The sequence below is a fragment of the Nostoc sp. 106C genome, assembly GCF_002154725.1.
GTDB lineage: Bacteria > Cyanobacteriota > Cyanobacteriia > Cyanobacteriales > Nostocaceae > Aulosira.
Map to the genome: position 1 here is coordinate 42,266 of NZ_MTAW01000235.1, position 24,027 is coordinate 66,292.

Below are 24,027 nucleotides of genomic sequence, written 5' to 3' on the forward strand. Positions count from 1 at the left end.
TTTTTTACACCCAATTGGTTATAAGCTTACTTTATGTTCAGTCTATAGTAGACAACAACATTCAATTAGAGCCGATGACGGGATTTGAACCCGTGGCCTGCTGATTACGAATCAGCTGCTCTACCACTGAGCCACATCGGCGTACACAATCGAAAATCATAGCATATTTTTTCTTCATGGTAGAACAAAATTCCAAAAGTCGCCTTACCCCTGAACAATATGCCCGTCTGAAAGCTGAAATAGCAACACCTTATCGTAGCTTGCGAAAATTTATCTATATTGCTTGTGGTGCTTCTGGCTTAATAGGTATATTCATCTTTTTTTTTAAACTGCTTGCAGGGCGAGACGTTGATAACGCTTTGTCTAATCTATTCCTCCAGATAGGGATTGTTACCCTAATCGGATGTCTCTGGCGCTGGGAACAGAGCCGCCAAAAACGCTCATAAAATAGGGGAAAAGTAACAGGCTCTCAGAAAAGACTGAGCAATTAATGTTCTACTACCTTTTCCTTTACATATATTTATATTCTTTAGATTAATTAATTTTTTTTCAGAATTTGAAATCTAAAGAGAGAAAAAATAAAAAAAATATTAGGAAATCTGAAAATGCAAAAATTTCTGGGAAACTGAAAATTGTTCAAACGGGGTCAGCAAATATAAAGATCCTGAATATATACAAATCAAATTTAAATCCGGGTCAGTTAATTTTTTAGGACCTAAGTTTAAAAAACTCAAAATTTTAAAAGCGCCAAGCTAACAATTTGTCAGTCTTGGCGCTTCTATTTTTCAAACTATTACTGCTGCATGGAATTTAATTCATATTCTGCCCTAACAATCAATTGTCTTTATCAGGTTTATGCCGTGTTCAGTTCTTAATATTAGGTCTGTTTTTATACAGTCAAACCTAAAAACCTGTTGCAATCGTAATTCCTGAATATGAAACTTCAGTAGGCGGAAACTAATTGAGATTATGGGCTTTTAGTCCGTTTATTTCCGCCACACTGTACTGCGGTTATGGAACTTTCACTACATAGGTTGATGGAATTGTTGGGGCACGTCCAGCATTTACCAGTGCTTGGTAAACAAAGGCAGCAACTTCTGCCCTAGTTGCATCACGATTTGGATTGAGTTGCTTAACTGTGGGATAGTTGATCACTAATTGCCGTGCAGTTGCAGCAGCAACTTGATTAAGTGCATAATTGGGAATTTGAGCAGCATCAGTGTAAAAACTCAGAATATTTTGATTGTCCGCAGTTAAACCTAAACCACTAGCTAAAGAAACTAGAGCTTGTACTCTCGGAATTTGCTGCTGTGGTTTAAAGGTACCATCAGGATAGCCAGAGACAAATTGACTCTGGTAAGCAGATTTAATTGCTGCGTAAGCCCAAAAATTGCTTTTGACATCCTTAAATTCAATGGCTGCGCGTTTAGCTGGTGGTGTCAAAGCTTTGGTAATAATAGTGGCAAATTGCGCGCGTGTTACAGGATCGTTCGGTTTAAAGCTGCCATCCGGAAAGCCAGCAATAATTTGTTGGGAGGCTAAGGCTTCGATATAGCCTTTAGCCCAGTAACCTGTGGGAACATCGTTAAAGGCAGTAGCACCGCCAACGTTTGCCGCAACAAAATCTACGGAACCAAAGATGCGCTTTTGATCGATATCGTTGCCAATAGCGACAATCTTATTAATTTTCGTGGCATTGTTCAGGTCATAACGAGTGTTATTACGAATGAGATTACCACCAGGATTTTCGTTGGTACCCAAATCTGGTAAGGCATCAATAGTTGCTACAACGCCATCTCGTTTATTGTTCTGAATTACATTCTTACGTAGGATTGGCTTAGCAGTTTCTGAGATAAAAAGACCGTCTTGGTTTTGGATGATTTGGTTTTCCGCGATTAAAGGTGTGGAAGAACCACCGATCGCAATACCAAAACCAGTATCCTGAAACAAGTTATTCCGAATTTCTCCTTGGGCAGATTTAGCTACGGAAACCCCATTGCCTTTATTTTGCACAAAGATATTGTTTTCAATTTTGGGATTTCCTGTACCTGTGACAAAAACCCCCTCTCTGACACTGTTAGCAAAAGTGTTATTCGTGATGAGTGGATTAGTAGATTCTACCCATACACCTGTACCCCTTTGATTCGGGTTAGTAACACTAACACCTGCGATAGTGGTTCCATTGTCAGCAAGAATTGTGATGTCTTGTCTGGCAAAAGTGCGACTAGTATAGAAACCTCCACCTGTAATCAATACTGCCTGGCCTTTGCTTGATTCATCACCTCGCAGTGTTACTCCTGATTTCAGCAAAAGTGGGAACGTTTCTCCACTTTGCTGGTTATAAGTTCCCGGAGCCAGTTGAATGACTGTACCTGCTTGGGCTTTACTAACAGCAAAAGTAATAGTTTTGTAAGGTGCGGCTTCCGTTGCACCAGCACTAGCAGTATCTGCACCCGTAGCTGGGTTAACGTAAATCACAGTTGCAGTTGCAGGGACTTGGGCTGTCAGAGTTGGCGCGATACCCTCTGGGTGGATGGGATCAGCATTTACTACACCAGGTAATAGTGCTAAACCGCTGGAAAAAACCAACACAGTAGTGAGTCCGGCTCGTAATGGTAGATGAGATCTCAGACTACTGTCAAAAACAAAGCGAAGATGTTTCGCTAGAGAAATGTGAAAACCCCGATATATCATTTTTTTCGTCTGTGAATTGCTGAATTACGTTACCTTAAACAAGGTTTTAGGTAGCAGCTATCTAGCTATCAAACCCATGCCAAACTATACCGGATCATCAGCGTTTGATCAGCTAATTTCTAAAATACCTAAATAAAAAACAGTTTTTATTTTATTAAGCCTTACAGCCTCAAAATTAACCCATTAAATTAGCTGTGCAAAGCAACTAGGGCGCGCCACACTTTGTTAACGCACCCTACATATTGAATATTTTTTTAATTGGAAGTTCCTATTAAAAACAGATTAAGCCAATGTAACTAATTTTAAATATTTATAATATTTAAAGTGGAAGTTGAAGCAAAGTGGCTACTGTCAACTTCATCATTTGCTAGCAAACTGAAAACAGCTACTTAATTTTTAGTAAGCTAGTGTTTCTAAAGTTTCTCGCAAATACCGTTGTACTTGCTGTTCTAAACGTATCCCTTGTGATTGTATATCACGTTCTAGTTGCCAGCGTTGGAAACCAGAACTAGCAGCGATCGCGTATTTGAGGCTGTGCCAAATTTCACTATCATGAGCGAATTGGCGATCGCTGGAAGCTGGAATTTGAGTCATAGTGTTTCATTCCTCAGTTTTAAATTCACAACTTGTAGCAGTTTTTAGTTTAAGCAAATACAAGCTTGCCCATATCAGACAGTATATTTACTTAATCTTCATCGGAGTTTTGCTCCAGGGGCGGTTGTGTACTTGTGTTCCTCCCGATGAGGGATTGAAATAATTGCGGTAATATGTTATTTACCTGCACCCCTACGATTGTAAAATCTTGCTGAATCTTCTCTAAAGGTAATGGTTTTATGGCAGCAAATTCTGTGTCATTAGTCACCAAAACTCTGGCTACGCTCACGGGAATTTGCAAAAATAGATTGCTTGCTAGAAAAGCTAAAGCAGCGAGCAGCAAGCTTAGGCTACGCCATTGGGGTAAAAAACCAAAAATATTTGCTACTCGTGGAGCAACTTGGTATATCTGCCACAGCACCCCTACTAACAATATTGCGGCCAAAAGGGCCAACACGCGGTTGAAATTTGTATTAATTAAACAAAGAATTTTTCGTTGCTGCTCAGTCAGATTTTCTGGCTTGAGCGCGACTCCCAAAATAGCAAATATGTAAAAAGGCCGACGGAATTGCATCCACAGAAGTGGGAATACTCCTATGGCTGCAACCAAAAATAGCTCCATCCATACAGGTAAGAGTGGCTCACCTATGGACAGGAACAATAAACACAAAAACAAAAAAATTGGCAGCGTCGCCAAACCAGCGACGTGAATCCACAAGATAGGTTCAGAGCGAAATGAGGACATAGCTACATCTATCCATTCTGAGTTATGGGTGCTGAGTTGTAAGTTTTAAGTTGCGAGTATTGAGGATGAAAAATAAAAACTTCTTCAACTCAAGACCCAGATCTTTTACTCAGAACTCAGCACTAGTAGACTCAGCACTACTTCGTCATTGTCAGAGTGCGACGCTTAGTTACCATTTGGTAGGCTTCGATGATGTCACCTTCAGCCCAATCATGGAATTTATCAACGCCAATGCCGCATTCATAACCAGCGTTGACTTCGCGGGCATCCTCTTTCATCCGTTTTAGGGAGTCAAGAACGCCTTCGTAAATCACCTTACCGCTACGACGCACCCGCACTTTGCAGTTGCGGACTAGCTTGCCAGATAGAACATAGCATCCGGCAACCGCACCACGACCGACTGGGAAGACGGCACGAACTTCGGTTTGTCCCAAGGGTTCTTCCACCAATTCTGGTTCTAGTAGCCCTTCCAAGGCTCCTTGAATATCTTCTAGGAGTTTGTAGATGATGTTGTATTCCCGCACATCTACACCAGCCTCATCGGCGGCTTGTCTGGCTCCACTAGCATAGGTGGTGTTGAAACCAATGATCACAGCGTTACTAGCAGCAGCTAAGTCGATATCTGTTTCGGTGATTTCCCCAGCGGTAGCTAACAGCATCCGGATTTGGACTTCGTTTTGCGGGATTTGTCTGAGAGCTCCCACAATTGCTTCCACTGAACCTTGCACATCTGCTTTCAGAATCAGGTTGAGTTCTTTCAACTCGCCTTCTTGTGCCTGAGCCGACAGGGTTGTGAGAGTAACACGTCCCTGTAAGAGGCGGGATTGACGTTGTTTGTCGGCGCGATCGCTGGCCAATGCACGTGCTTCTTTTTCGTTCGCAAAGACCTCGAAGTCATCGCCTGCGGCTGGTACATCGCTTAATCCCAACACTTCGACAGCAAAGGAGGGACTAGCAACTTCTACTCTTCTGCCTCTGTCATCGACCATTGCCCGGACTTTACCGAATGCCGAGCCAGCTACCAACATATCTCCGACATGCAAGGTGCCATTTTGAATTAACAAGGTCGCAACTGCTCCCTTGGCTTTATCCAAATGTGCTTCAATGACAGTTCCTTTGGCAACACGATCTGGGTTGGCAGATAGTTCGCCCACTTCTGCGACCAAGAGAATCATTTCTAGGAGTGTATCCAGATTTTCGCCTTTGATCGCACTCACCGGAACCATAATCGTCTCACCACCCCAGTCTTCTGCGGTCAGTCCGTAATTGGTAAGTTCTTGTTTGACGCGCTCTGGTTGTGCCCCTTCCTTGTCAATTTTGTTAATTGCTACAACAATTGGCACTTCCGCTGCTTGAGCATGGCTAATAGCTTCGATAGTTTGGGGACGCACGCCATCATCAGCAGCTACTACCAAAACAGCGATGTCTGTCACCCGCGCTCCCCGTGCCCGCATCGCTGTAAAAGCTTCGTGACCAGGGGTATCAAGGAATACTATTTGATGTGGTTGACCCTCATGTTCTATATCAACATGATATGCACCAATGTGCTGAGTAATACCACCAGCTTCGCCAGCAGCCACTTTGGTTTTGCGAATCGAATCCAGCAGAGTTGTTTTGCCGTGGTCTACGTGTCCCATAATTGTCACTACTGGCGGACGGCGATGGAGATTTTCCATGTCTGCCACATCCAACATTTCTGTGACTTTGCGGGCTTCTGCTTCTGGTTCGGCAGTTTCCACTTCTACTTCTAGCTCTTTTGCTACCAAAGTAATTGTGGGAATATCCAGATTTTGGGTGATACTCACCGCCATGCCTTTCATAAACAGGATTTTCACAATCTCTGTATCAGCAACAGCCAAAGCATCAGCCAGCTCTTGCACTGTCAGCGGACCTGTGACCACTACTTTTTCTGGACGCTCACGCTTGACCTCTACTTCTTGGCGACGGTTCTGGTCACGGCTGGAACTAGATTTTTTATTACCTCTAGCAGTTGGCGTGGCAATAGCTATTGCTGGTTGCTGTGCAGGTCGAGCCGCCTTTGGTTTAGGAGGACGGGCAATGGAAAGGCTGACCTGGACTGTAGCTGGAATTTCTAGACCTTCTTCATCTAGTAAATCTTCTTCCTCAAAATCATCATCTAAGACTGGCTTAACCCGCTTGCCTTTGACGCCAGCCTTGCCAGACTTTTCTTTGATTTCATCAATTATTTCTTCTTCTTGCCACTTCTTACCACCTTTAGCTGGACGTGGTGGTGTGGGGCGTTTTAAGTCGAGAATGTCGCTAGGAATCGCCTCATCGACTGTCGCCGCTTTTGCCTGTCCGCCTTGCATCGGCCTTGGTGGTGTGGCAATGGGCATTGCTGCTACAGCTTCACTCGGACGTACTGGTCTGCTTGGCCGTTGCGTGTCCCCGAATGTTCCTGGTGCAGAAGGAGGTCGATTCGTTCTGTCCGGTTTAACTGGTCCTGGAGTAGGACGAGCTTGTTTTTGTGGTACAGACTGTGAAGTTTGGTCTGTGGTCGGCTTGGCAGCCCTAGGCTTCACTTGCTCGCGTTCGTCTTCTACGCGCCGTTGGCGTTCGCGCTTAAGGATCGGCTTATCCGCCTGATTAAGCTGCTCTGATGCTGGTGGGGCTTCTGCTGGTCTTGCTGGTGGGGCAACTAGTTGGGGTTTTGGCGCTTTTTCTGGTTTAGCTCTGGATGGAACTATTTTTTCCTGTTTTTCCGCAACTATTTTTTCTTTTTCTTTTGGCTGTGTATTAAGCGTTTGATCCGCGTCTGTGACAGCTGGTTGCTGTGTGGTCTCAGACAGATTCCGGGGTACGGGTCGAGTTGGTGCCGTCGGCTGCATGGGTGAGACTGGTGTAGCGAAAGGCCGTGGAGGTGAAAGAGGATTAACTTCAGACGAAGCAGTTTGGGTATTGCTAGCAACTGACGCCTCTGAGGCGTTTGGATTAGGATTTCTCAATATTTTGGGTTTACGAATTTCCAAAATTTGTTGTTTGTGAGGTAGGGCAGGTCGGTTTCTTGAGCCAGCTTGTGGCGCGTTTGTTTGATGAGTCGTTATACTTATTTCTTTTCTATGTGTTCCATTCGTAGCTGCGAGTTTTTCCGCAGCCGAACGGATGCGTTCTGCCTCCGAATCTGAAATTGTACTGCTATGGCTTTTAACCGCGATGTTGAGCTGGTCGCATATTGCTAATAGCTCTTTGTTATCCAAATTCAATTCCTTTGATAATTCATAGATTCTAACTTTGCCGTTGTTCATCCACTCTTCCCCTTTAATTTACAGTTTTAGCGGATGGTTGCCTGGTTTGTGACATCTCCATCCTTTGACTACTGTTTTTTGGTTGCCGTTTAGATTTTGTCGGTGCCTCCAATCAGGAAAGAGAGATGTCTCGGGTTAATGCTGGCATCCCCACCAGTAATGATGATAGATACCAAACCGCGCCTGAGCGCTACCAGGTTGCCATTCTGTAGTTTTTTGTTTTGCTGATTCTGAGTCTTCCACAACACAATCGAGTAAAACTTGTGGGGGTATTGCTCCGCCTCTTTTGATTTTATGAGAGCCGTTTGTCAACTTCACCCCTTTACTATTTTGGCACTAACCCCAGCAATCTAGAGAGGATGTGTTGCTAGCACCTGTTCGGCTCTTGGCACATTTCCTCTAGGGATTACCGCCACAAATTTCTTAAACTAAAATTTGATTTTGGTTATTGCTTTTGGCTAGTCGTTGCCACAATGTTTGATACAGTGTTTCTGGCACTGTTGCATGTAGCGATCGCCCTAGTCGATTTTTTTTCTGAGCCGCTTGTAGGCAGTTCGTTTGTGGGCAAATATAGGCAGAACGCCCTATGCCCTCATCTAATTGTACCGTTCCCGATGGAAAGACGCGGACAATCCGCCAAAACTCTTCTCTTAGTGCTAGTTGGCGGCAACTAATACATCGCCGATAATTCGGTTTCATTGCTTCTGTGCTACCTCACCTCAGCAGTTTGGCTAATAAAATAGTGGTTAACCATCTATCTTTACTTGTACCAATTCGCTAAATCTAAGGTAATTATTAATAAGTTTCCTGTCAAAAATAGTACCAAAATAGCATGAGGTCAATAAACTACTCGTCATCGTTATTGTCAAAAGAGTCATCCTCTAATTCTAATTCTTCCTGATTTTCATCATCTTCTAGTTCCAATAGATCTAATTCATCTTCATCTTCGTCTTCATCTTGCTCTGCTTGATATTTTGCACGAGAAGCTACAAATTTAGCATCTTCTGCTGCATGGTCGTATTTAGCTTTATCTTTAATGTCAATCTTCCAACCAGTTAGACGGGCTGCCAAACGAACATTTTGTCCTTCTTTACCAATTGCCAAACTTAGTTGATCTTCAGCCACCAGTACGTGTGTTTGCCGAGTTTCTGGGTCCATGAGGCGTACTTCATCCACTCGGGCTGGACTCAGGGCATTAGCAATGTAGGTTGCTGGGTCTGGAGACCAGCGGATGACATCGATTTTTTCACCACGCAACTCGTTTACTACCACCTGAATCCGCGATCCCCGCGCACCGATACAGGCCCCTACTGGGTCTACATCACGATCCAGAGTATCAACAGCAATTTTAGTCCTAGGTCCTACATAACGGGAAGGAGGATTGGCTTCCCTAGCCACAGCTACAATCCGTACCACTTCATCCTCAATTTCTGGGACTTCGTTGGCAAATAAATAAACTACCAAGCCAGCATCAGCGCGAGACACTAATAACTGCGGTCCCCTTTGCTGTCCTTGAGAAACTTTTTTGAGATATACCTTAAAAGTGGCATTCGCTCGATAATTATCATTGGGCAGTTGTTCCCGTTTTGGTAATTCAGCTTCTACTTCTGGCTGACCAAAACCACTGCTAACAGCCAAAATCACCGATTGGCGCTCAAACCGCAAAACTCGTGCCTGCAAGACAGTGCTTTCCAAGTCTTGGAACTCTTCTTGCACCATCTGACGTTGCTGATCCCGCAGTTTTTGTGCTAATACCTGCTTGGTTTGCATTGCCGCCATCCGACCAAATTCTCCTTGGTCTGGGGTCACATCTAGGACTACAGAGTCTCCTAACTGAGCTTCGGGAGCTACTTGTTGCACTTCGTCTAAGGATATTTGATGATCGGAGTTGCTGACTTCTTCAACAATGCTTTTAGTGGAAAGAACGCGGAAACCTTCTCCTTCGATATCGAGTTCTACCTCAAAATTATCAAAGTAATCTTCTTCAAATTGTTTGCGCTCTAAATTTTGGGCACGACGATAGCGTTCATAACCTTTAAGCAAGGCTTCTCTAATTGCTGATTGAACGGCAAGACGAGGTAAATTGCGCTCACGACTTATACTTTCAATTAATTCTTTTAATCCAGGTAAACTAACCATTGACATAAGCAATCTCCTTAAATTTTACGTAAGTACACGGCACAATTTTGGATTTTATATTTTGGAATTTGGATTAAATACTTAGGATTGGCGATAGTAATTAGCTGGTAATAGTACTTCAGGCCTACTACCAACGTCTTCCTCAATCACCGACCCAAAATCTGTCTTTAAAAGTTTGTTAGGTCGGACTAACCTTCCTGACAACGCCAGTTGCTTCAAGCCGGGAAACCCGTCCAACGCACTGGCTCAACTTTTCGCAAAATCTAAAATCGATTAACGGTGCTCATCCAATTGCACCCTAGTAATTTGGCTGCGAGGGATTTCGACTACACGACCTTTTTGGTTTAAGTAAACTGTTTTTTCATCCCGGCGAATCAACTGACCAGTCCACTGTTGCTGTCCGTCGTAGGGTGGGGAAGTGGAAATGATTACAGGAAATCCTTTGAAGGAAATAAACTCCCTGTCTGTCACCAGTTGCCGCGAAATACCAGGACTAGACACTTCCAAGACGTAGGTATCTGGAATGATCTCCACTGCATCTAAGGAGGCTTCTAAAGCACGGCTCATTCGTTCACAATCATCTAATCCAGTGTCTTGCTGGGGATTGCGAATATCTACTCGCAAAACTGGCGGACTTTGGTTAGTATGAAAAACTACACCAACAACTTCCAACCCCAGTTCTTCTGCCACTGGTGTTGCCAATTCAATAATTTGTGGGACTAAGGGATGAGCCATGCAAAAATCCAATAAAAAAAGTGGGCATCGACCCACTTCCTGCGATAGGGATATCTTCCAAGAAGTCTTGTGACGAACCTAATAAGGTTCGACTCTAATCTGAGTTTAGCGCATTTCTTTTGGAGGGACTAGGAAGAAATTATTATATAGTCATTTGTCAACAGTCAATAGTCAAAAGTTATTTGTCATTTGTCATGGGGCATTTTATTAATTATTCTCCTTACTCCCCCTGCTCCTTTACTTTTTCCTCGTTGTTAGTGCACTACCACCCATCACTGGTTGAAATGGTACTTTTGTGCGTAACTGCCTGGTTTGCTCGACAATTTGATCTATATCTTCCTGTGATAAACGCTGAACGTAGTTAAGTTTGACTTCTTCTAAAAAGTCAAAAAGCAAACTCTGAATTTCGGAAAGTACTTGTTTTTTCTGCACTTCTGCACCTAAGGCTTGGGTGAAGCGTTCTACTAGTTTGCTGGTGAGTTTTGCCGCTACGGGATCTTGGACTGCACTGACCAGAGCGTTATATAGGTTAGTTGTGATTTGGTTTGCCAGTTGCTCACTTAGCTGGGTTTGTGTCTGTACAACTCCTGGTAATATTTGCAGGTTGCGGTACATGGGCAACTGTTGCAAGACAGTTTCGATATTGTGGCGCAAAATGGCAGTGAGTTCTGGTTGAATTTGAGGCAGTACTTGGTAGACGACGGTTTGCACCAAAATACCTGCGATCGCTTCTATTTCATTGACATTATTAATATCTATATATTGGCGCAGGTTCTCTTGTTGCATTAGCCAGCGCGTGAACTCACCCTGCTGTATCGATCCCTGAATCTGGTTAATTACCCTCACCACGACAATTTCCGTGATTTCTTCGGCAAAATTGGCGACAATTCCTTGATTAATTTGCCGCCATAGCGGACGTAAATTCAATAACCGCGCTTGATCGAGGCGGATGATGACAGGGATAATTCGCAACCATCGCCAAAACGGCAGCAACAATAATAGATCGTACCAACGCCACAACAGAGCATCTAGCCAACTAAAACCAGGATGGCTACGTCTGATATAAAAGCTGCGTACTAGCAGCTCTAAAGCAAATAAAGTGATAAAAGGTAAGTCAATTAGCCAAAAATTATCCAGAAGTTCGCCATCTTCTCCGATACGGCGGTAGTAGTTTGTGGAAATTAAAGGTCGGATTTTCTGGTTAAAAAAATTAATTTCTTGGTTCCAGCCTTTTTGAGATAAATATGCTTGACTCCAAAAAATTCTAAAAGCTTGCTTTGCAGATTCTTGATGGGCGCGATCGCGCATTCGGTTTTTGATTTTTTCTAAAGTCCCACTCTTTCCCACGGCTGCAAAAGGATTACTGTCAATCATTTCAGCGCTGAGTTGCCTAATATCCTCTAGCTTTGTTTGTACTTGAGGCGACTTTAACCCTGTTTGGCTTACCTGTTCTTCTAATGCGTCTACTGTTTTGAGATAATTATTTGTTTCTCGATGGGCTTCAATCCCTTTAATTGGGTCATAAATTTGAGTAATTTGAGGAAATCGCCGCCAGTAAAAATCCCGCCAAGGTACGTAACTTAAATCAAACAAAACTAAGCACAAATTCACTGTGGCAGTAATTGCCATCAACCTTTCAAAGTAAAGTTGTGGCCGCTTTAGTGGTTTAAGATTAGCCATTATTTTAGTGTTGAATTATACCCTAATTGTATATAAGTCTTGAAATTATATTGTTTTAGAGCTTTCCAGACTTTACTACTACTATTTAAAAATCAGTCTCTAGAAAGATGAAAAATAATTAATAAAATATTAATTAAACTAACCAATCAAAGTATTTTTAATCAAAAATCATTAATAATTGCGAAAACAGATGTTAAAGAAACTTAAAATACTCCTGTAAGCCTTTATATTCTGCTGATTTAACCCAAAGGAGTTTAATTTATGTGGTGTGGCTTTGGAAAATCAAGCGTTACCATTGCTACTGCTTGCCTAATCACAGCGAGCGTGGTAGCTTCCAATACTTCTTTTGCTGCGCGCCAGCAGCGTAATTACTCGCCACAACAGTTCCGGGCTGTGCTACATGGCTTGGGCTATAAAGTGACCGTAAACAATTCACCCTTGACAGATGACGAAACAAAAAAAGCAATCACTGAATTTCAAAAGGGGTATAAGTTACCTGTAGATGGGGTAGCAGGTCCAAAAACTCAAAATTGGGCTGCCCAGATAGTTCAAATTTTGCAGGCAAACTTGAATGCGGTGCTTAAGCCCACAACTCCCTTACCCCGCGATCAATTTTATGGACCTCAGACCGAGGCAGCGGTAAAGGAAGCTCAGAGAAAATTCCAGTTACAAGAAACTGGTATTGCTGATTTAGCATTCCGCCAAAGGCTGAATCAAGAGGCTAAGTCAGCCATAGGTCAGCCGACGACTACACCAACACCTACGCCGACGGCTACACCAACACCTACGCCGACGGCTACACCGACAACCAGACCAACAACCAGACCATCAGCTAGACCCACAACTAGACCCACAACTAGACCCACAACCAGACCATCAGCTAGACCAACGGCTACGCCGACAGCTACACCAACATCTACACCATCTTCGACACCAACATCTACACCATCTCCGACACCAACATCTACACCATCTCCGACACCAACATCTACACCCTAGCCTTTACCATTAAAATAATCACCTCGAAGTGTTAACGTGTCTGATTTGGTTCTTCTAAAGGTCTGCCTTTAGGTGTAGGTAAAAGGGGACGGCGGTCATCATAAGGCATGGGAATATACTGAACGCTGGGCCTGCCTCCTTGTGGTTGGGGATATAGATCCATGAGATCGTAAATCGAACGGGGCAGTCCAACTGTTATGGGCAGCCCCATTTCTGTTGCTTCCTCTACAGTGATGGGATAGTCGTGGGTGACGCGTCCAGTTGTCAAGGCTTCAATAATTGGTTCAATATTTTCTGGGCTAACTTTTTGTTTGGGGATACTGTCTTTGAGCAAAGTTCGCACAAAGCGCTGTACCTGTTGAATTGCTTTGCCTGCAAGGTCTGCCATGATTAACGTTTGGTCATCAACTTCGCTGATGGGTTTATCTTTAACTACTTTTAAGATACTAGCTGCTGGGAAGTTACCTAATTGCGGATCAACTGGCCCTAAAACAGCATTAGCATCCATCACAATTTCATCAGCAGCAAGCGCCAGCATCGTACCGCCACTCATAGCGTAATGGGGTACAAAAACGGTAACTTTTGCTGGATGGCGAATTAATGCTCTAGCGATTTGTTCGGTAGCTAATACCAAACCACCAGGTGTATGCAAAATTAAGTCAATTGGTATCTCTGGCGGGGTGAGGCGAATTGCCCGTAGTATTTGTTCGGAGTCTTCAATAGTAATGTAGCGCGATAGGGGTATCCCCAGTAAGCTGATAGACTCTTGACGGTGAATTAGCAAAATCACCCGGCTGTTACGTCCCTGCTCAAATTCTTGTAAAGCACGCACACGCCGATATTCTATTTGACGCTTTTGCCAGATTGGTTGCAGAGAAGAGAGAAGAAGAAAAATCCAGAATAAATCGCCAATACCGAATGCCATAGGATTGATTGTTAAAAAATAACGGTTGTCGTCATTAATTGTGACAATTTTCAGGCGATCGCAGTTCTATCTGGAGGTCTATCTGAGGGTTGACTAAGCTATGTGATTTGGTAAATTTTGGGTGAGAGATATGATGGTGGGTTTTGCTGTGGTGAGGCGTAATCAAAATCTTCTAGGAAGAAATGAAACCACCGATAAACACAGATGCACACCGATATTTATCTGTGTTTATCGGTGTGCATCTGTGGTTAAAAATTATGAAGCATGGATTTTAACTCATGCCAAACTACTCATCTTCATCGGGTATTAAATCGTCTTCTGTCAGTTCTTGATGGGGGATGGCGGCAATAATCGCATCTATTACTTTGGAAACTGGTAAAATCTCGATATCAAGATCGGGGAATTTTTGTCCTTTAGGGACGATCGCTCTTTTAAATCCGAGTTTGGCCGCTTCTTTTAACCGCAGTTCCATTTGAGAAACCGATCGCACTTGTCCCCCTAACCCGACTTCGCCAATCAAAACTGTACCTGGATCGACTATGCGATCGCGGAAACTGGCAACAATGGCGATCGCTATTCCCAAGTCTACTGCTGGTTCTTCGACATTCAACCCTCCCGCCGAGGCTACGTAGGAATCTAGCTTCGACATCGGAATTCCTACCCGTTTTTCTAAGACTGCCAAAATTTGCACGAGGCGGTTATAGTCTATGCCTGTGGCTGCACGCCGGGGTGAGGGGTAGCTGGTGGGACTTACTAAAGCTTGCAATTCCACAACAATCGGGCGAGTCCCTTCACACGCAACAACAATAGCAGTACCTGGGGCTGGATCGTCACGATTACCTAAAAATAGCTCTGAAGGGTTGGGAACTTCACGTAATCCGTGGGATACCATTTCAAAGATACCAATTTCGTGAGTTGCTCCAAAACGATTTTTTACTGTCCGTAATAACCGATGGGAAGCAAAGCGATCGCCTTCAAAATACAATACTGTATCAACTAAGTGTTCTAAAACTTTCGGACCGGCGATCGCACCTTCTTTAGTCACGTGCCCCACAATTAACATTGTCACGTCTTCGTGCTTTGCCACTTTCATTAGTGCAGCTGTACATTCCCTAACTTGAGCTACTGAACCAGGCGCAGATGTTAGTGCCGGAAAGAACACCGTTTGGATACTATCAATTATCGCGACATTTGGTTTCAAGGAGTCTATCTCCCGCAGAATTTCTTCTAAATCGGTTTCTGGCAATACATATAAATCTGCACCTATACTGTCAGGATCTATACTTTTAGGATCTATGGGAATAGGTATCGCTTCTGCTATGACTGGATTCTCATCACCAACAACATTTACACTTTTTGATACTCCTAAGCGCGAAGCTCTTAATTTTACCTGTTGTCCTGATTCTTCTCCTGTAACATAAAGGATGCGGTATCTCTGCGCTAATTGATTCGATACTTGAAGCAGCAACGTTGATTTACCAATTCCTGGATCGCCGCCAATCAGCACCATCGAACCAGGAACAACCCCACCACCCAGCACTCGATCTAATTCTCCATAACCGGATTCCCATCGGGCGATTTGGCGATCGCTAATTTGGTCAAATGTTAGAGAAGATCTCGGTTTAGCTGGTTTAGCATGAGACTTGCCATTGCTTTGCGCCGATTGCCAGCCACTCACTCCTCCCCGGCTAGGTATATCCACTGATGATTGGATGGAAAACTGCTCCTCTAAAGAGTTGTAAGTGCCACAAGCTGGACACTTGCCAAACCACTGGGAAGATTCTGCTCCACAATCGCTACAAACGTAAAAGGTTTTGGACTTCGCCATTCTTAAATCTTATTAAATAATCTTAATTTTTCCTTAATTCTTGGAGAAAAGAAAAGTTCAATAATAGTAGTAGTTACGGCTTTTTTTCATTCAATTCATGGAATGATATCTTAATATTATGGTATTAAAAATTAATCATGAAAAATTTTAGTTAAGGAGCATTGAGAAACTTGGAAAGTCATAAAGAAAAAATCCTGGTGGTAGACGACGAAGCCAGCATTCGCCGGATTTTGGAAACGCGCCTTTCCATGATTGGCTACGATGTAGTGACGGCTGGCGATGGTGAAGAAGCTTTGGAAACTTTTCGCAAAGCTGACCCTGACCTAGTGGTTTTGGATGTAATGATGCCAAAACTAGATGGCTATGGTGTGTGCCAAGAATTACGTAAGGAATCAGATGTCCCTATTATTATGCTAACAGCTTTGGGGGACGTAGCCGATCGCATCACTGGTTTAGAATTAGGTGCTGATGACTATGTAGTTAAACCTTTTTCCCCAAAAGAGCTAGAAGCCCGCATTCGCTCTGTCCTACGACGGGTTGATAAAACCAGTGCCTCTGGTATTCCCAGTTCTGGGGTAATCCACGTTGCCAATATCAAGATTGATACCAATAAGCGGCAAGTTTACAAGGGCGATGAGCGCATTCGCTTAACAGGGATGGAGTTTAGCTTGCTAGAGTTATTAGTCAGCCGTTCTGGGGAAGCTTTTTCCCGTTCGGAAATTTTGCAAGAGGTATGGGGTTACACACCAGAACGCCATGTAGATACCCGCGTGGTAGATGTGCATATCTCCCGTCTGCGAGCCAAATTGGAAGACGATCCTAGCAATCCCGAATTAATTCTTACAGCACGAGGTACTGGTTATTTATTCCAACGAATCATTGAACCTGGAGAGGAATGAGGAGCAGGGGAGCAGAGAAGCAGAGGAGACAGATGACTGTTGACAAATGACAAATGACTAAACCTGATCCCAATCTAGTTTTACGGCGTCTACCGATAGTAGTTGGTTGTCTAGGCGCTGTACTTTTGCTGATTAATCGTTTATTAACACCAGAACTTACGGAATCCCAAGCACGCGGGGATGTCTTGGGTGTAATTTTGAGTGCGGTGTTAATTTTGACTGGTTTAATTTGGCAGCAAGTACAACCGCGATCGCCTGATACTGTACAACTGATTGGGGAGGAAGGTTTTGTGTTGGCGGCGGATTTACCAGAAGCCGTAAAAACAGAACTAGCTTGGGCATCGCATTTATTATTAACTAACACAGTCACGCGATCGCTAGTAATTTTTTATCAAGGTAAGGTTTTGTTACGTCGCGGTATTTTAGCTCCTAAATCTGAGGTTGTACCAGGGCCAATTTTAAAAAGGGTTTTGGAAACACAAAAAGCAGTTTATTTAGTTGCTTTAAAAGTCTATCCAGGACGGATTGAATTTGATTATTTACCAGAAAATACTCAAGGTGTAATTTGTCAACCTCTTGGTAATCAAGGTGTATTGATTTTAGGAGCAAATGCACCTCGCAGTTACACCAAGCAAGATGAAAATTGGATTAGCGGAATTGCTGATAAATTAGCTGTTACTCTCAGTTTTTATTTGCAAGTTGCATCAGACAATTAAAACTTTATGCAAATTATCTATTGGTTACTGGTTGCGGTAATGGTTGTGGGTATCATCGGTGCTGTAGTTCCTGCCATTCCTGGAACCAGTTTAATATTAATTGCAATTATTATCTGGGGAGTAGTTAGCAGTTCCTTTGCAGCAATTAAGATACCACTGATTGTCACAGTTATTGTGTTGCTTCTGAGTATTGGTGTAGATTTCTTAGCTGGCTATATAGGAGCAAAACAAGCAGGTGCTAGCAAATGGGGACAAATTGGCGCATTTGTCGGGTTGCTTCTGGGTTTTTTCGGATTATTACCAGCTTTACCTTTTGGCGGGCCGCTATTAGGTATTTTAATTGGGCCATTGTTGGGAGCAATTATCGGTGAATACCTCTACCAACGGCAATTAGGATTGGCAATTAAAGCTGGGATCGGAATTGTTGTCGGAACAGTGGTTGGAAATTTAATTCAAGGGGTATTAGCGATCGCCGCAGTTGTAGTTTTCTTGGTGACAACTTGGCCCCAGGTTTTTGGTAGCTAGAGTTTGATGTAGAGTTATCATAACCCTAACAAGAGCACTGGACTCAGCACTTGTGCGGACTCCAGAAATTTGAACCCCGCGTAAGCACAGAGAAGCCGAAACGGAGGCTTCTGCCGATGGTGTCTCCATCAGAAGACGCTACGCGAACGAAGTGTAGAAGTTCGGAGTTTTTTCTATGTAGCCAAGCTAGTGCCTTGGATGGGTTTCCCAACTCGTAGCAACTGGCGCACAAATTTCATTTGCCGAGGCTGGACTATTTTTAAAAGTATCGAATATGGGTGATTGTAGGGAGCAATATATTGTCTCCTTACTGTTATTTTTTTATGAAAATTAGGCAATTAAATTATCAATAAACAACAATTCATTAATTTATAAAAGACAGTAATACTAAATTGCTATCTGTGTTTCTTACCTCCTCAGAGCGTGTTGCGGATGGCAATCTAGATCGCAATGGCAGATACTACTTTTGCTTACAACTTAGTCTAATAAACTGAAATACAATTTCTTCAATTTTAATTTATAGCCTCTTCGCATTGAGTTTATACAAAAAACAAATACAGTTCATATAAAAATGAACATCTTTATTTTCTAGAAATCAGCACGTATCAGATCCTCAATTGTGTAGTAATCTTTAAAAATAAAACTTTTAAGCCTGCCAATTATACTGAAGCAAAACTGCTGTAATTTGAGGAAAATACAGTCAATTAAAATACTGTCAAATTAGGGCTATAAGAAAGAACACTATGCAAGTAATGAAGATTCTATCAAGTTACATAGGTAGACCTTGCGTATTAATAAAAGGGTATGTAATTCTGTAGAAGTAACAAACAAATCATCAACTGATTACCAACAGGGCAACTATTCTACCTAAGTTTTAATACAGCAATCTCATATAGATTATGAATACGAAATGCATTTATACTCTATTTTCTAACTATCTCTTACATTCATAACTAGTTTTAAGATTGCTGCCTAATAATTAACGCATTCGGTCTCGTAAATTCTTTTATAGGAGCCTTAAATTTACAATGTTTGATTTTAAATCAAAACTTATAAATGCAACTTTAGCGGCTAGTGTTGCAATTCCCTTGACTACTGCTGGGATGTTTACATTTGCTGGTTCTGCTCAAGCAGCTGCATTATATGGAGAGTTTCAGTTTCAAGGTGGTACAACTGTTAATCCATTTGCTACTAGCCAAGTCTCACTAACAAAGGATACCTTAACCTTCACTCCTCAACCCATTACTCCAATTGGTCTAGCTTCTAATACGGGAACTTTTGCCGCTTTCAACACAGGCAATATAGGTAACATCATTTCATTTGCATCAGATATTGCCGAGAATCCATTTATTGACTTGGGAAACCTTTTGATTCCTGGAGTAATTCTTCCTACAGATAACACTAGCTCCATAACAGATGGTAAAAATACCTTTTCATTGACATCTGCTGATTACTCCATCGCTCAAAGTGGTGCCAACGTTGCTATTGATGTTCAACTTTGGGGTTTATTTACCAGTGCGACTGGAGAAAAATCTAATGGTGCAGGAAATTTGACTTTCCAAGTAAATAATCAGACTGTTGCTCAGGTTAATTCAATTCTCGATCGTGGTGGTTCAGTTAGTAACTTGAGTTTTTCCGGTGGTGCTTTCGCTACTGTTCCCGAACCAACAACAATACTAGGCTTGGGTGCTGTAGGTGCAGTGATGGCTATGTCTCGCCGTCGCAAAGCTCAAGTTAGTTCTTGAGCATTCCCCCAAAAATAAATGGTGAGAAATCTAGGAGGTAAAACTATTATCAAGAAAACAAAGTTGTAAAAAATTATTCAAATATATTCGGTTTGCATTAAGTGTTATAGCTGTAAGTTCGTAGTAATTACTGAAATAATTACTACGAATTTTCTTTTGTAGCCCTTTTCGTTTGAATGCACCTATAAAATAAGGGCACAAAAATTTTGTACCCTTAAAGATTTCTATTTCAAATTTCAGACAAGCAACTTTACTGCAATATGAACTTAGACTGACTGCAAGGATTTTTTAGCTTCATTAGCGATCGCTTCTACTTCATCGTCCGCCAGAATCTCTAATACAGCTTTGGCATCTGCGCCACCCAAACTGCTCAAAGCTTGTAAAACTCTATAGCGGACTTGCCAATCTGGATTGTTCGCATAGGGAGCTAACAGTGGAACTGCATCTATATCTCCCAACTCGCCAAAAGAACTAATAGCAGCAGTTTTAATTAAGTCATTTTCGGAAGCGAGTGCTTCTTTAAGTAGTTCAAAGCCTCGCGGATCGCCTAACTCTCCCAAAGTGGCGATGATACTAAATTTTACCAGCCACTCAGGCGTTGTATTGTAAAGTTGCTGCAAGTCTTCAAAAGCTGCTTCTAATTTCAGCGCACCTAAACAGTCTGCTGCTGCTGCTTGGACATCTGGTTCGGGGTCATTCAGCATTTCGCGCAGTAAATTCAAAGATAACTCTAAATCTTGTGCTCCTAGTGTATCCATCTGACTCACTGCTGAGTAACGGACACGAGCACTGCTATCACCAACTGCACTTTGAATAAGTTCAAAGCCAATCGCTGGTTCTAGTTCACGAATTTGATTCACAGCTCGCAAGCGATCGCCTAAATCTTCAGAACTGAGCAATTGCTGAACCGACTCAGGAGTAATACTCATTTACTTATCCTAAATTTTCCAAACGTTTAAAAAACAGTCAAGGGTCATTTGTCATTTGTCATTGGACATTTGACTATGGACTATTGACTGTTAACTTTTGACTAATCTTGACTTGCTGCCATTGCCCGAACAATGTCACCACGAGTGAGGATACCAATTACTTGACCCGCGCTGTCAACTACCGGCAGACGGTGAACGCTGCGGTCATGCATAATTTTGGCTGCTTCCTTTAAAGTTTTCTCGGGGGAGATAGTAATCGGGTTCTTACTCATCACTTCCCCAACAGTTTGTCCTAAAGCTTTATGCAAGTCTCGCTCATAATCGGCAGGATTTTTTAAATAAATGACACTATCGAGAAACATGATGTATGCCGGAGGAGTTACACCTGTTTCTTGCCACATCAAGTCGGTTTCTGAGATAATGCCTACCAATTTACCAACATCATCCACTACAGGTAGCCCGCTAATACGTCGTTCTGCCAAAATTTGAATGGCTTCTTTCAGGGGTGTTTCAGATCGAACAACAACTGGGTCACGGCTCATCACGTCGGCAACGGTTTTAGGCATTTGTTTGCTGACACCTTTTATCAACGTCTTTGGGATTATTTTAAAAAATTGCGGGTCGCAACCTGATGGAGTTAATACATCGTTACTTCCAGGCTACGCCAGAGAATTACTCTCCTTTAAATTTTGACTTTGCCTCAGCGCCGCGATAATTTGCACATTTGCCTTGGGAAAAGCAAACTGTTCTAAATCTGCTAAACTTACCCAGCGAATTTCATCGCATTCCAGCGCTTGCGGTATACCTGTCAGATGACGACAGTGATGTACGGTCAAGGTAACGCGTAACTCTGTATAAGTATGATCGATGGTAATTAGATGTTCTCCTACGGCAATTTCTATTCCCAGTTCTTCATAAATTTCCCGTTGAATACACTCTTCAACGGTCTCACCAGGTTCGATTTTGCCGCCAGGAAATTCCCACAAACCACCCATTGCACCCCCCGCACGACGGCGATCGATTAAAATTTGCTCCTGCTCGTTCCAAATTACGGCAACACCAATAATTTTGTGGGGTAGCAGAGAACTAGTTTCACTCATGATTTATGGGAAAAAGGAGTTATTATCGGCTATCTAATAATAGAACTCGGCAAGTTAACTTATCTGCCGAGTTTATATTTTATTGCTATCTAAAAATCAATTTACTAGCTGAACTATTGTTTTTTTATGAATCCTTGATTGTCTGTATATTACCGTAAATGGCGAGTTTTTGCTTAGATGCTATCCGCAATCACAGCTTTTACTTAATTCGCTATATTTGGGATAAGCGATCGCGAGACTATCAGGATTGCGCAGAGGAATACGATCGCTTGTGTCAGTGTGGCTGCTTCAAGACATAAAGCCAACAACATCGCTACTCATTTTCGCTATCGTTGATTTCAGTGCCTTGTATGGCGAGTTCAAAGTTCATTCTCTGTTCAGCGTTACGCAGGAAGTAACCACTGATCATTGCAGAGGCCAGAAGCCGACCTAGACTTTCTCGGCTGGTAGTGATGCTAACGTCAAAGTGTTCTGAAGGTAAGTTACCCAAAAGTCCCACAATATTGCGTTCCATCACCTGGAGAACTTCTGGAGAAGTAGGTTTAGATAGCTGGGTGACTGTTTCTGGACTCAAGGATTTAACATATTGCCAGAGTAAATCGCTAGTTTCAGACTCGCTGTTAAAAAATTCTGAGACTCGATTGGATGGGTTACTCACGTTTTATCTCCTTGACTAAGTAGTACTAGCTACAGTACTTACAACTTTTAAGAATCAATGCCTTTGCTTGTATTGACCTTAGCTAGTTCTTGGCTGTTCCTGTCAACTAATGTAACAAGTTAGAGATCGCTAGGCAGTCGGTGTAACCGTACCAAAAGCAGCGTGTTTTCTCACCTTATTAGTCAATAGTCGAGAGTCCAAAGCCAGAGAGCTTTTGGCTATTGACTCTTGACTCTTGACTGTTGACTAACTTGCCAAATATTCATCCATCTTGGCTTTAGACTTACGCAGCTTAGTTAATGCTTCTCGTTCAATTTGTCGTACTCGTTCGCGGCTGATATTCAGAATCTCTCCAATTCTTGCCAATGTAAGAGCCTGTCCATCCATTAACCCGAAGCGGAGTGTGATCACTTCTTTCTGTTGGGGAGTCAGATCCCCCATTATGCGCTCCAAGTCATTAGATAAGGAAGATTGCATGACAAACTCTTCTGGAGAAGCACCCGGATCTTCCAACATTTCGCCGAGTTCTGTATCGTAGTTGTCTCCCAACCGCAAATCTAGAGATAGGGGTAGACGTGCTTTTTCGAGATACTCTCGCACCTGTTTGGGCGTCAATTCTAATTCTTGAGCTAGTTCGGAGGCTGAAGGGGCACGTCCCAGTTTTTGCGATAATTGTCGCTGTGCTTTTTTAATCTTATTTAGTTTTTCAGTGATGTGGATCGGTAAGCGAATCGTACGAGCTTTTTCTGCGATCGCTCGAGTGATTGCTTGCCGAATCCACCAATAGGCATAAGTTGAAAATCTATAGCCTTTTGTGGGGTCAAACTTTTCTACACCCCGCTGCATACCGATGCTACCTTCTTGGATTAAGTCTAGTAAATCGACATTGCGTTTAATATACTTTTTGGCAACAGATACTACCAGTCGCAAATTGGCCTCTACCATCTTGCGCTTGGCATATTCACCTTCAGCGATCGCTTCGTTCAACTGAGCCAAGTCTAGCTGGGTTGCTTTGGCCCACTCTTCTAAGGTTGGTTGACGGCCTAGCTGGGTGGCAAGCTCCTCCCTCAATTCATGCAAAGCAGTTGAACGCTGCACCTGTTTGCCATAAAAAATCTCTTCCTCGTGGGTTAAGAGTGGCACACGGCCAATCTCACGCAGGTAAGTCCGCACGAGGTCCGTGGCTGTCTGAGCGGTCTTCATGGCGCTACTCATTGGTAATGTTGGACTTGACAGTAGGGTCATTAACTGATAGATGCTTTGCCAGGGTGATACCCAGTCTAAAGGGGAACCCATGCTATGGTTGGCGATTTATGTGCCCGAGAAACTCGGCTGCTCATATTAATCTAGTTAGGTTCTTAACTGCTCTAGACGTTACAGTTATTTACCCGGTTTCACAAGTATCTAGAGTTAGATAAAAGGTTGTAAGTTGAACATTTTCTGGATTATTTCATCATTAATAATTGTAACATTTATGAGAATAGTTTGGACATTTAGCAGCCTGAAATTTAAAAGCTGATTGAGTTTGGGTAACGCAATCATATCGCTAAATACCTTTAGCAACTAAATAATAATCTCTCTGTAAGCAGCAATAACTTACTCATATTTCTTAAAATAACTCAATGATAAGTATAAGTAATCGTCTATAACAATTGCTTAATTTTTGCTGTACTCATAAGCGAGATTTTATATCGTGAGCCATAAGGAGCTAGGGCGGGAAGGGGACAAGGCAGACAAGGAAAAATGCATCCTTGTCTGTTCCCTAACTTTTACCCTTTCTGTTGCTCTGATAAAAGTACCTTTTGCCAGAGATCTCAGGCTAAGGGCACAAAGATCAGACTTTATTCCTT

24 protein-coding genes and 1 tRNA gene are annotated in these 24,027 nt (G+C 42.6%); 7 read left to right on the forward strand and 18 right to left on the reverse strand.

Translation table 11 applies throughout. From position 1 onward, the window contains the following. Positions 1–69 precede the first annotated feature (69 nt). A tRNA-Thr gene (locus BV375_RS34170) sits at positions 70–141 on the reverse strand. A 35-nt stretch (positions 142–176) separates the two neighbouring features. On the opposite strand from BV375_RS34170, the gene BV375_RS34175 reads away from it, so the two are divergent. Continuing rightward, positions 177–446, forward strand: coding sequence for a DUF3493 domain-containing protein (locus BV375_RS34175; RefSeq protein ID WP_086768870.1), 270 nt, complete (start codon positions 177–179; stop codon positions 444–446). Between the two features lie 565 nt (positions 447–1,011). On the opposite strand, the gene BV375_RS34180 is transcribed toward BV375_RS34175, so the two are convergent. From BV375_RS34180 to BV375_RS34220, 10 genes are all read right to left on the reverse strand, one after another. Next, positions 1,012–2,694, reverse strand: coding sequence for a DUF1565 domain-containing protein (locus tag BV375_RS34180; protein WP_086768872.1), 1,683 nt, complete (start codon positions 2,692–2,694; stop codon positions 1,012–1,014). 396 nt (positions 2,695–3,090) lie between these two features. Next, positions 3,091–3,288, reverse strand: coding sequence for a hypothetical protein (locus tag BV375_RS34185; RefSeq protein ID WP_086768874.1), 198 nt, complete (start codon positions 3,286–3,288; stop codon positions 3,091–3,093). 91 nt (positions 3,289–3,379) lie between these two features. Beyond that, positions 3,380–4,033 (reverse strand): low-complexity tail membrane protein, encoded by a 654-nt coding sequence (locus tag BV375_RS34190; protein WP_086768876.1) that lies wholly within the window; start codon positions 4,031–4,033, stop codon positions 3,380–3,382. 137 nt (positions 4,034–4,170) lie between these two features. After that, positions 4,171–7,299 carry a translation initiation factor IF-2 gene (gene infB, locus BV375_RS34195; RefSeq protein WP_086768878.1) on the reverse strand — a complete coding sequence of 1,043 codons (3,129 nt, stop codon included), beginning with the start codon at positions 7,297–7,299 and terminating at the stop codon, positions 4,171–4,173. A gap of 135 nt (positions 7,300–7,434) precedes the next feature. Then, a complete protein-coding gene (locus BV375_RS37410; protein WP_208099238.1) occupies positions 7,435–7,617 on the reverse strand; it encodes a hypothetical protein in 183 nt (60 codons plus the stop codon). Between the two features lie 105 nt (positions 7,618–7,722). Beyond that, the gene (locus BV375_RS34205; protein WP_086768880.1) at positions 7,723–7,998 is read right to left on the reverse strand and encodes a YlxR family protein; all 276 of its coding nucleotides are present in this window, start codon (positions 7,996–7,998) and stop codon (positions 7,723–7,725) included. Between the two features lie 147 nt (positions 7,999–8,145). Next, complete coding sequence (gene nusA / locus BV375_RS34210) at positions 8,146–9,444, reverse strand: transcription termination factor NusA (RefSeq protein WP_086768882.1); 1,299 nt, start codon at positions 9,442–9,444, stop codon at positions 8,146–8,148. A 75-nt stretch (positions 9,445–9,519) separates the two neighbouring features. Next, on the reverse strand, positions 9,520–9,675 hold the full coding sequence (locus BV375_RS37415) for a hypothetical protein (RefSeq protein WP_166507591.1): 156 nt from the start codon (positions 9,673–9,675) through the stop codon (positions 9,520–9,522). Positions 9,676–9,711: 36 nt separating this feature from the next. After that, positions 9,712–10,173, reverse strand: a complete 462-nt coding sequence (gene rimP, locus BV375_RS34215; protein ID WP_086768884.1) for a ribosome maturation factor RimP — start codon at positions 10,171–10,173, stop codon at positions 9,712–9,714. Positions 10,174–10,410: 237 nt separating this feature from the next. Beyond that, on the reverse strand, positions 10,411–11,853 hold the full coding sequence (locus BV375_RS34220; protein ID WP_208096331.1) for a hypothetical protein: 1,443 nt from the start codon (positions 11,851–11,853) through the stop codon (positions 10,411–10,413). Positions 11,854–12,114: 261 nt separating this feature from the next. On the opposite strand from BV375_RS34220, the gene BV375_RS34225 reads away from it, so the two are divergent. Then, on the forward strand, positions 12,115–12,852 hold the full coding sequence (locus tag BV375_RS34225) for a peptidoglycan-binding domain-containing protein (RefSeq protein WP_086768886.1): 738 nt from the start codon (positions 12,115–12,117) through the stop codon (positions 12,850–12,852). Between the two features lie 31 nt (positions 12,853–12,883). Here BV375_RS34225 and BV375_RS34230 read toward each other — a convergent pair whose 3' ends face one another. Both BV375_RS34230 and radA read right to left on the reverse strand, forming a co-directional pair. Then, positions 12,884–13,777, reverse strand: coding sequence for a hypothetical protein (locus BV375_RS34230; protein WP_086768888.1), 894 nt, complete (start codon positions 13,775–13,777; stop codon positions 12,884–12,886). A gap of 286 nt (positions 13,778–14,063) precedes the next feature. Next, positions 14,064–15,605 (reverse strand): DNA repair protein RadA, encoded by a 1,542-nt coding sequence (gene radA, locus BV375_RS34235; protein ID WP_086768891.1) that lies wholly within the window; start codon positions 15,603–15,605, stop codon positions 14,064–14,066. Between the two features lie 170 nt (positions 15,606–15,775). Here radA and rpaB point away from each other — a divergent pair, with 170 nt between their 5' ends. The 4 genes from rpaB (at position 15,776) to BV375_RS34255 (ending at position 19,490) form a co-directional block, all read left to right on the forward strand. After that, entirely contained in the window at positions 15,776–16,504 is a 729-nt protein-coding gene (rpaB, locus tag BV375_RS34240; protein ID WP_045868271.1) for a response regulator transcription factor RpaB, read from the forward strand. 53 nt (positions 16,505–16,557) lie between these two features. Continuing rightward, the gene (locus BV375_RS34245; protein WP_086768893.1) at positions 16,558–17,220 is read left to right on the forward strand and encodes a cofactor assembly of complex C subunit B; all 663 of its coding nucleotides are present in this window, start codon (positions 16,558–16,560) and stop codon (positions 17,218–17,220) included. Positions 17,221–17,226: 6 nt separating this feature from the next. Then, positions 17,227–17,745, forward strand: coding sequence for a DUF456 family protein (locus BV375_RS34250; protein ID WP_086768895.1), 519 nt, complete (start codon positions 17,227–17,229; stop codon positions 17,743–17,745). 1,028 nt (positions 17,746–18,773) lie between these two features. Further along, positions 18,774–19,490, forward strand: coding sequence for a PEP-CTERM sorting domain-containing protein (locus tag BV375_RS34255; RefSeq protein WP_086768897.1), 717 nt, complete (start codon positions 18,774–18,776; stop codon positions 19,488–19,490). 266 nt (positions 19,491–19,756) lie between these two features. Here BV375_RS34255 and nblB read toward each other — a convergent pair whose 3' ends face one another. The 3 genes from nblB to mutT all read right to left on the reverse strand — a co-directional run bounded on the left by nblB (position 19,757) and on the right by mutT (position 21,519). Further along, positions 19,757–20,419, reverse strand: a complete 663-nt coding sequence (gene nblB / locus BV375_RS34260; protein WP_086768899.1) for a phycobilisome degradation protein NblB — start codon at positions 20,417–20,419, stop codon at positions 19,757–19,759. A gap of 101 nt (positions 20,420–20,520) precedes the next feature. Next, positions 20,521–20,985, reverse strand: coding sequence for a CBS domain-containing protein (locus BV375_RS34265; protein WP_208099237.1), 465 nt, complete (start codon positions 20,983–20,985; stop codon positions 20,521–20,523). Between the two features lie 93 nt (positions 20,986–21,078). Continuing rightward, a complete protein-coding gene (mutT, locus tag BV375_RS34270; protein WP_086768903.1) occupies positions 21,079–21,519 on the reverse strand; it encodes an 8-oxo-dGTP diphosphatase MutT in 441 nt (146 codons plus the stop codon). Positions 21,520–21,677: 158 nt separating this feature from the next. On the opposite strand from mutT, the gene BV375_RS37420 reads away from it, so the two are divergent. Continuing rightward, the gene (locus BV375_RS37420; RefSeq protein ID WP_166507592.1) at positions 21,678–21,818 is read left to right on the forward strand and encodes a hypothetical protein; all 141 of its coding nucleotides are present in this window, start codon (positions 21,678–21,680) and stop codon (positions 21,816–21,818) included. 14 nt (positions 21,819–21,832) lie between these two features. Here BV375_RS37420 and BV375_RS34275 read toward each other — a convergent pair whose 3' ends face one another. Continuing rightward, positions 21,833–22,177 carry a DUF760 domain-containing protein gene (locus BV375_RS34275; RefSeq protein ID WP_086768905.1) on the reverse strand — a complete coding sequence of 115 codons (345 nt, stop codon included), beginning with the start codon at positions 22,175–22,177 and terminating at the stop codon, positions 21,833–21,835. Between the two features lie 246 nt (positions 22,178–22,423). Continuing rightward, positions 22,424–23,380 (reverse strand): RNA polymerase sigma factor, RpoD/SigA family, encoded by a 957-nt coding sequence (locus BV375_RS34280; RefSeq protein ID WP_086769027.1) that lies wholly within the window; start codon positions 23,378–23,380, stop codon positions 22,424–22,426. Positions 23,381–24,027 lie beyond the last annotated feature (647 nt).

Excerpts from the sequence above, each read along its gene's own strand:
- BV375_RS34230 (WP_086768888.1), bottom strand. The coding sequence starts at position 13,777 with ATGGCATTCGGTATTGGCGATTTATTCTGGATTTTTCTTCTTCTCTCT.
- BV375_RS37420 (WP_166507592.1), top strand. The coding sequence starts at position 21,678 with ATGGCGAGTTTTTGCTTAGATGCTATCCGCAATCACAGCTTTTACTTA.
- BV375_RS34180 (WP_086768872.1), bottom strand. The coding sequence starts at position 2,694 with ATGATATATCGGGGTTTTCACATTTCTCTAGCGAAACATCTTCGCTTT.
- BV375_RS34205 (WP_086768880.1), bottom strand. The coding sequence starts at position 7,998 with ATGAAACCGAATTATCGGCGATGTATTAGTTGCCGCCAACTAGCACTA.
- BV375_RS34265 (WP_208099237.1), bottom strand. The coding sequence starts at position 20,985 with ATGCCTAAAACCGTTGCCGACGTGATGAGCCGTGACCCAGTTGTTGTT.
- infB (WP_086768878.1), bottom strand. The coding sequence starts at position 7,299 with ATGAACAACGGCAAAGTTAGAATCTATGAATTATCAAAGGAATTGAAT.
- mutT (WP_086768903.1), bottom strand. The coding sequence starts at position 21,519 with ATGAGTGAAACTAGTTCTCTGCTACCCCACAAAATTATTGGTGTTGCC.
- nblB (WP_086768899.1), bottom strand. The coding sequence starts at position 20,419 with ATGAGTATTACTCCTGAGTCGGTTCAGCAATTGCTCAGTTCTGAAGAT.
- nusA (WP_086768882.1), bottom strand. The coding sequence starts at position 9,444 with ATGTCAATGGTTAGTTTACCTGGATTAAAAGAATTAATTGAAAGTATA.
- BV375_RS34190 (WP_086768876.1), bottom strand. The coding sequence starts at position 4,033 with ATGTCCTCATTTCGCTCTGAACCTATCTTGTGGATTCACGTCGCTGGT.
- radA (WP_086768891.1), bottom strand. The coding sequence starts at position 15,605 with ATGGCGAAGTCCAAAACCTTTTACGTTTGTAGCGATTGTGGAGCAGAA.
- BV375_RS34280 (WP_086769027.1), bottom strand. The coding sequence starts at position 23,380 with ATGAAGACCGCTCAGACAGCCACGGACCTCGTGCGGACTTACCTGCGT.
- BV375_RS34245 (WP_086768893.1), top strand. The coding sequence starts at position 16,558 with ATGACTAAACCTGATCCCAATCTAGTTTTACGGCGTCTACCGATAGTA.
- BV375_RS34185 (WP_086768874.1), bottom strand. The coding sequence starts at position 3,288 with ATGACTCAAATTCCAGCTTCCAGCGATCGCCAATTCGCTCATGATAGT.
- BV375_RS34225 (WP_086768886.1), top strand. The coding sequence starts at position 12,115 with ATGTGGTGTGGCTTTGGAAAATCAAGCGTTACCATTGCTACTGCTTGC.
- BV375_RS34250 (WP_086768895.1), top strand. The coding sequence starts at position 17,227 with ATGCAAATTATCTATTGGTTACTGGTTGCGGTAATGGTTGTGGGTATC.
- BV375_RS34220 (WP_208096331.1), bottom strand. The coding sequence starts at position 11,853 with ATGGCTAATCTTAAACCACTAAAGCGGCCACAACTTTACTTTGAAAGG.
- BV375_RS34175 (WP_086768870.1), top strand. The coding sequence starts at position 177 with ATGGTAGAACAAAATTCCAAAAGTCGCCTTACCCCTGAACAATATGCC.
- rimP (WP_086768884.1), bottom strand. The coding sequence starts at position 10,173 with ATGGCTCATCCCTTAGTCCCACAAATTATTGAATTGGCAACACCAGTG.
- BV375_RS34255 (WP_086768897.1), top strand. The coding sequence starts at position 18,774 with ATGTTTGATTTTAAATCAAAACTTATAAATGCAACTTTAGCGGCTAGT.